We start from the raw sequence: 7,603 nt of genomic DNA, 5'->3' as shown, positions 1-7,603 counted from the left end.
TAACCCTTTTTCACTTAATCCATATTTTAATTTTGTTTTAGTGGATTCGCCTCCCACTACTTTTATATTTAAATTGTCATAATATCTAACCTCGAATTCATTTAGATTATCAGTAGTAAACAGATAAGCATTATTGACATTATTTCCTAACTGACTTGAAATTAATCTGTAAATCGAATTAAAAGTTGTATCTGATAGAGAGTATCCTATAAAAAGTAACGTATTGTTAACTATAAGTGATTGTATAAGCTGAGATATAACAGGAAAATCATTATTATAATTATAGTAATCATCTTCTTTTAATACAAAGTTTCTCTCATTAATATCCCCATGCATTTTTATTATATAATTACCTAGTTTAGAATTTGGTACGTCTGAATCTTTTTTATGACTTCATATTTTAAAATCCCTGAATTTAGTTGATCTTCTAGTAATGTATCATAGTTGGTAGTTATGATATGCTTAGGGGCAATTCTGTCTATTTGTTTGTGGATAAGATTAGGTCTAGCGTTATGTTCATTAAATGATTCTAAAATTTTTTCCTCATACTTAATTTTTCCAAAAGTATTATAATAATATTGAGGAATTTTTAAGTAGTCTAATTCATAATTATTTTCTTCTCCATATAGATCATCTCCAAAACTTTTGATAACCTCTCCCCATAATGGATAACCTGAATCTTTTGATATTCCTGCTCCTACAAATAGTATTAGCTTATTAGCTCTTGCAGCTTCAATTATATGATCAATATGTGTGTCTGTATACATTTTAGTCCTTTCAATATATAAAGAAACAGTATTTTAGTATATTTTTATAATATTTTAGATATTCCCCTAGTCCAAGTACCCCAGCACTTCCTCCTCCACAAAATCAGCCGCGGCAGTCCTTATTAGCTTCCTATATCTCAGCAAGCTAATCTCATCTTCATTTACCTCGTTGTAGGCGTCTTTGTCTGCATTTTTTATTAGGTCGTCTTCTCCTAGAGGCTTGTTGTTTTCCTTTTTGTCTTTGTAGTTGATAGTGTAAAATACCAAGTCGTCTACCTTTACCTTGTAGTGGTCGGCGAATTTGTTTATTTTTTCTTCTATGATTTGATTTATTTTAATTCTTGCCAACTCTTCGATATTTTGATCTACAAATTTGTCTGGATCTTTTGTCATTTCTTGATAAATTTCTCTATAGATTTCTGCTTTTTCTGGGTTGGTTTTTGCTAGTTCTTCTATAGTTTTTTCTATTTCACTATCTTGTTTTGCATCGTTACTTGACCTATTTTTAGCCTTTTCTTGCATGAGGCTTGCTAAATAATTGTAGTCTATAGTTCCTTGGTGGATTGATATTGGTTCATAGTACAGGTCTAGTGGAAGATTGATGTTTGTTTCATCCGTTTTTGGAAGCAAGGCTTTTATATAATTATATTGGTCAAAATACTTTTCCAAGGTTTTCTTATCTATAGCATTTTTGTAATATTCTTCATCCTCTTCATATTCACTGTAGACCATTACAGCTGCATTGGCCTTGTCGAATTTTTGAAAGACCGAAACAAATTCAACCATTTTTTCTATGCCGTACTCAATCTCTGGACTTTCTACTAAATCATAGGTCAATAGTTCTTTTATGCTTTGGTCAAATTTCTCCTTGGATTCTTGATAGCTTGGTGCAGTCACATAGTTTTCCCCACCATTTGAGTAGAGTTTGAAGGCATTTTCGATCGCTTCTTCATAGGCTTTTGGAGTCCTAAATGTTATTATCTGCCCATAGGCCTTGCGCTCATCATAGAGTCTGTTGGTCCTAGAAAATGCTTGGATAAGCCCTTGAGGAGTCATAGGAGCCCTGTCTATCAAAAGTAGAGACATACTAGGTGAGTCAAATCCTGTCAAGAGCCTATCGACCACTATAACTATATCCACCTGCTCAGCCCTAGACTTGTACTTATCCTTTTTCCTGGCAAGCCTTTCGTTTAGGTTGCGGTTGTAGGAGCCTATGGTTTCTAAGGAGAAACTCATTCCATATTCCTCATTATAGTAAGCCAAGGCTTCTTTCATAGCTTCCTTGTTTTCTGTGGTGCTTTCATCATTTTCTACAATAGAATATGTCATGGTTACCTTTGGAAAATCAGCCACCATAGACTTGATCCTATCAGAAACTTTTACATCAGACCTACCCTCAATCACTTGTCTAAAGAGCCTATAATAATCCTTAGCATCCTTGATAGATGATGTGGTAAGTATGGCTCCATAGGTCTTGCCCCTGCCCCTATCTAGGGCAAATCTTCTGGCCATTCCATTAATGATTTTATCTATGACAGCAAGCTTGTATTCATCATTTTCATAAACCTTGTCTGGTATATATGGCTCTAGGTCCTCTCTCTCGTATTTGTAAACATCCATAGCTGGCTTAACATTTGCCACTATGTCATATACACTTTCGCCAATCGTATCCATATTTTCTACTTGAAAGCCTAGCACTGCCCCATCGCCTATGGCTTCCTTGACTGTATACTCGTGAAGCCTTTTACCAAATTGTTCTTCTGTAGTCTGTGGCAAATCTCCCACAGCAGCCTTTTTGTTTTCTGCAAAAATTGGCGTACCAGTAAAGCCATACCACAAGGAATTGATGAAAAATTTCTTCAAAATATTTTGCTGGGATGGGGATATAGCCCTGTGGCACTCATCTATAACGAAGGCTATTTCTAGTTTCCTAAGCTTACTTACCTGACTATCTGTTAACCACTTATCCCTGTTATTAATCATATAGTTAAGCTTTTGGACAGTAGTCACCACCACAGACCTATCATCTGATAGGAGATGAGATTTCAAATTTTTGACATTGTCAGTCGATTCTATATCGACCGTATCGTTTGCCGCATAGGCCAAAAATGACGATGTGGTTTGCTGGTCAAGATCGACCCTATCTACTATAAATATAGTTTTTTCAATCCTTGGAATCTGATAGAGATTTCTGCTAGCCTTGTAGGAAGTTAAGGTTTTACCAGAACCAGTTGTATGCCAGACATAACCAGACTCATGCTTACTTGCAGCTTCTTTTAGGGCCTTGATGGCGTGGATTTGATAAGGACGGAGGAGGATGATATTTTCCCCATCATTATCCAGCACACTGTAGTGGCTGATTAGTTGGTGGGCTTGGGGAATAGAAAGGACATCTCTAGCAAAGCCAAAGAGGTCATCTACTGGATGGTTGTCCCTGTCATTCCATCTGGTTAGAAACTTTTTGTTAAGCTTAGTATCAGTATTGGCAGCAATGTATCTGGTAGTCGTCCCATTGGATATTACAAAGCATTGGAGGCAGGAAAAAAGTCCCCTATACTTATCAGTTGCTATGTAGTTTTTGATTTGATTGTAGGCATCCATGTGAGAAACTGATCTCTTCTTTAGCTCTATTTGGATAAGAGGAAGTCCATTTATGAGAAGTGTAACATCAAAACGGGCGTTTTGGTCAAGACCCATGGTCTTTGGGGCGACAAATTGGTTGATAATCTGATAGACAGAAGACCCACCTGCCACATCCTCCCTCTTGAAAACTACAAGACTGACCTTGCCAAGGCTTGAATCTTCTCTCTGGAGTAAAATTTTAGCTATGCCATTTTCCCCAACCAAGAACTTGCCCGCCTCATAAAAGGAAGAAAAAGTCATGGCATTTTGAATCTGACGAAACTCAGAATCAGTCAAAGGATAGTCGGCAAGGACTGACTTGTTGTTAATCTCAAGGATTTTCCTAAAGTTATTCCAAAGGTCCTCATGGGTCTTGATAGCTGGCTCATATGTCCATTGGCTCTTGCCGGAAATAAGCTGGTTGATCAGGTCTTTTTCCAATTTTAATTCATCATCAAATTTTATCTCTACCATAATATCTCCTATACAAACATCTTTTGGAGGAGGGACTTTTTCATACACTTATATGATTCTAGTAACTTTTCTTCGTTTTCGATTTGGGTGTCTAGGTTTTTAAAGAATTGGCCTATTTTTTCTTGTTCTTCAATTTCTGGTACATCTAAATATAAATCCGTTAACATATTCATAACAATATAAGGTATATTTCCTTGTCTGGATTCCTCATGTATCTTTCTAGGCAATTTGGATTGTATTTGATAAAAAATAAAAATCCTATCTCCTTTTATTTTTTGGATTACATAAGTTCTTTGATATGCATTAAATTTTCCATCTGCTAAATGCATGTAACCCACTGTAGCACCATTTCCAGCCACTGTTATAGATGGTCCCTCAAATGCATAATTATCAATTTTATATTTTTCTATTCCAGATGTATAAAAATCATACTCACCGCCAGGAACCATAGCATTAGCATCCAATTTACCTGTAGATATTTCCGATAAGTCTCCTAATGCTTTCGTATTCCATCCCCCCTCAAAACCATCAAACCTAAATTCAGGGACAAGTTCATCTTTCTTAGGGAACATTTTTTGGAGCATGGATTTTTTGAGATCTTCCATCTTGGCAACTTTGCCTTCTTGGATTTCGATTAGGTCATCAATCTTTTTAAACAAGTCTCCGATTTTTTCTTGTTCTTCAATAACTGGATAGTTGATTTTTTGATTTTTTATATCTGTATTGTATAAATGTACAACTGATTTTCCTTGAGCTTTCTTTGATAATGATTGTTTTACGCTTCCATTAGATAACTCTAATGCTAAAAAATGAGAATTTACACCATCATTTGGCTCAATAATATTTAAATCTCCTCCTAATAATACATTAGAAATATTCATATGGGAAGCTCTAGCTAAATCTTCCGCAGTTTCACCGGATGATGGAATTAGTACTTCATTTCCTTTACTTAAAATAGAATTCACTTTAATACTATCCGTATAAGTTTCTACTTCGTTTATTTGACTTTTATAATTTGTATACATTTGTCCGTATAAATATATCGGATATTTTCCGTTAGTTAGATCGTTTTTTGAATATCCCTTTCCTTTAGAAAATTTTGCAATTGTTGAAATCTTCTTCTCTTCCCACTCCCCATCAAAACCAGCAAACCTTATCTCTGGCACCTTTCTCATAGGTCTCCTCCAAGGATTTCCATAAATCCTGTTAGCTCTGCCTTGGCCTCATCTGTATTTGCCACAAGGTTTTTCATATCAGCTAGGATTTCTGCTTTGAGCTTATCGGCTTCATCATTAATAGCCTTGATATCCTTTGATACTTCTGCTAAGTCTATGGGATCTTCTTCTTGGAAGGTGTCCACATATCTTGGAATATTTAGGTTGAAGCCATTTTCTTCTATCTCTTCAAACTTGGCTAGGTGGGCGAATTTGTCTATTTCTTCCCTAGACCTTAGGGCCTTGTATATTTTTTGGATATTTTCCTCGGTTAGCTCATTTTTGTTACCTTTTTTGACAAATTCTTCGCTTGCATCTATAAAATAAACACTTCTATCGGTCTTATCTTTCCTTAGTATTATGAGACTTACTGGGATTCCTGTAGAGTAGAATAGATTTGGAGCAAGACCAATAACAGCATCTATTGATCCATTTTCTAGCATGATTTTTCTAATCTTTTCCTCTGCCCCAGACCTAAAGAGTACACCATGTGGAAGAAGGATTGCCATAGTTCCTGTGTTTTTCAAATGGTAGAAACCATGGAGGAGGAAGGCAAAGTCTGCCCTTGATTTTGGTGGGAGGACTCCGTATTCAGAAAAGCGTGGATCCTCCAAAAATCCCTTGCTCGCATCCCACTTGGCTGAATATGGCGGATTCATAAGAACAGCATCAAAGTTGGTTGGCTCATCTACAGGCCAATCATCTGATAGGGTGTTGCCTTGGTTTAAGCTCTGATACTCTAATGGCACGTCGTGGAGGATCATATTCATTCGAGATAGGTTGTAGGTAGAATTGTTTAGCTCCTGACCAAAGTATCTGATGCGATTTGCTTCATTGGAGAAGTTTCTCACATTCAAAAGCAAGGACCCAGAACCAAGAGTAGGGTCAAATACGGTTATGCCTGCCTTATCTTCTTTGCCATCCATAGCTATCATTGCCATAAGCCTTGATACTGGCTGTGGAGTATAGAATTCTCCTGCTTTTTTGCCTGATTCTGAGGCAAAGTTTGCTAGCATATACTCGTAAACATCACCAAGGACATCGCCAGAATAGTTGGCAAAGTTAACCTCGGCAAATTGCTTCATAACCTTTGATATGCGTTTGTTCTTCTCTTGGGGAAGTTTGCCTAACTTGTTTGAATAGAGGTCTATATCTTCAAACAATCCATTAAAGTCCTTGTCAGCTCGTTCGATTTCATTGAAGGCCTGGCCCAGATCATCTAGCTGGAAGGTGCCTTCTTCGATTTGTTTTATAAAGTGAGTAAAAGTATGGTCTGGAGAAATTACAAAGGAAAATTTATTCCTAAGCTCATCAACAATAAGGTCAGCATCATCTCCTTGCATTTCCTCTTCATACATAGCTTGAATCTCATTAAGATCAGCATCATCAACTTCCAGTAACTTGCCAACCTCATCAAGCATCTTATCTGATAGATATTTATAAAAAATTATTCCTAGTAAATAGTTCTTATATTCATTGGCATCCATCTGAGACCTGAGATCATCAGAAGCCTGCCATAGTTTTTGGTAAAGATTAATAGTAGTTTCCATATATACACTCCTTGTTAGTATAATTATAACAAAAAAGCCCATTCTTAGCTAAAAAAAGCAGAGTAAGTTTTAACACTAACTCTGCTACTAGGTCCAAGTTTAGGGATATGTTCAAAAACAAGGGTCTACTTTTTTCCTCGTATAAAGTACATTAAGCTATTATTAAGTTTATTCTCTTTTGCAAAAAAATCGTTCTGAAATAAGTATCAATTACTTCTACCAACACGATTTATCTTACACCATTAAGTTATGATCTGATTTTTTGCCCAAATTTAAACCATTTCGAACTATTATTCAATTTATTCTTTTTTAAAAATGTTCCCATTTTAATCCCAGTTACAGTTTTTAATCTTCTGTAACCATTGATTTTTGACGTCGTAATTTTATAGAAGTCATTAACTATAATATCCTCTCGAGGCCTTTGGCCTCTCGCTTAGTTTTGTGCTAGCCCGTCTGGCTTTTGGAAGACCCACCACGGAGTGGTCTCGAAAATGACCGATGCTTTTGCATCGGTCACCCATAGATGATGGGACTACTCCTATTAGCGAATCAGAAAAGCCAACGCTCCTATTTGTCGCGTCGGCTTTTCTTCCCTGCAGAAGGGTTTTCATCCATTTATTCTGCGGTGCTTCGCACCTTGATAAATGGTGGAAAATGTAAAAAATATTGCTCGCAATATTTTTTATTCCCATTCTTCTTTTTCAAATGTACAGTATATCCCAAACCATTCAAAATACTAGATTCTATTTTTTAGAGTACCACTAAATTCACCTAATTATAGGACGTTTTCAAATTTTTAGTCCCGTCCCAGTCCCAGTACCGGGGAAATATTGTTTTAATATAATATCTCTTAAGCTTGTTTATCAAGTTTTCAAATTAATGTCACTTCAAATTTACTTAATTTTTACTTTTTGCTTTGAAGGTTTAAATCTAAATATATTACTTGGTAATTATCCAGCCTATGGATATAAGACAA

5 protein-coding genes are annotated in these 7,603 nt (G+C 36.0%); all 5 read right to left on the bottom strand.

What is annotated here, in order from left to right; all coding sequences use genetic code 11:
• Positions 1-336 (bottom strand): SIR2 family protein (locus tag Q0W95_RS06680; protein ID WP_297791139.1); only part of this gene is annotated, 336 nt, incomplete at its 3' end.
• A 17-nt stretch (positions 337-353) separates the two neighbouring features.
• Positions 354-767 (bottom strand): hypothetical protein, encoded by a 414-nt coding sequence (locus Q0W95_RS06675; RefSeq protein WP_297791137.1) that lies wholly within the window; start codon positions 765-767, stop codon positions 354-356.
• A gap of 66 nt (positions 768-833) precedes the next feature.
• Complete coding sequence (locus Q0W95_RS06670) at positions 834-3,863, bottom strand: HsdR family type I site-specific deoxyribonuclease (RefSeq protein WP_297791135.1); 3,030 nt, start codon at positions 3,861-3,863, stop codon at positions 834-836.
• Between the two features lie 8 nt (positions 3,864-3,871).
• Positions 3,872-5,038 carry a restriction endonuclease subunit S gene (locus tag Q0W95_RS06665; RefSeq protein ID WP_297791133.1) on the bottom strand — a complete coding sequence of 389 codons (1,167 nt, stop codon included), beginning with the start codon at positions 5,036-5,038 and terminating at the stop codon, positions 3,872-3,874.
• Complete coding sequence (locus Q0W95_RS06660; protein WP_297791131.1) at positions 5,035-6,627, bottom strand: type I restriction-modification system subunit M; 1,593 nt, start codon at positions 6,625-6,627, stop codon at positions 5,035-5,037. The genes Q0W95_RS06665 and Q0W95_RS06660 overlap by 4 nt, the downstream gene beginning before the upstream one ends.
• Positions 6,628-7,603 lie beyond the last annotated feature (976 nt).

It is taken from the genome of uncultured Anaerococcus sp. (assembly GCF_947253225.1).
GTDB lineage: Bacteria > Bacillota > Clostridia > Tissierellales > Peptoniphilaceae > Anaerococcus.
This window is presented reverse-complemented; position numbering and strand designations above follow the sequence as displayed.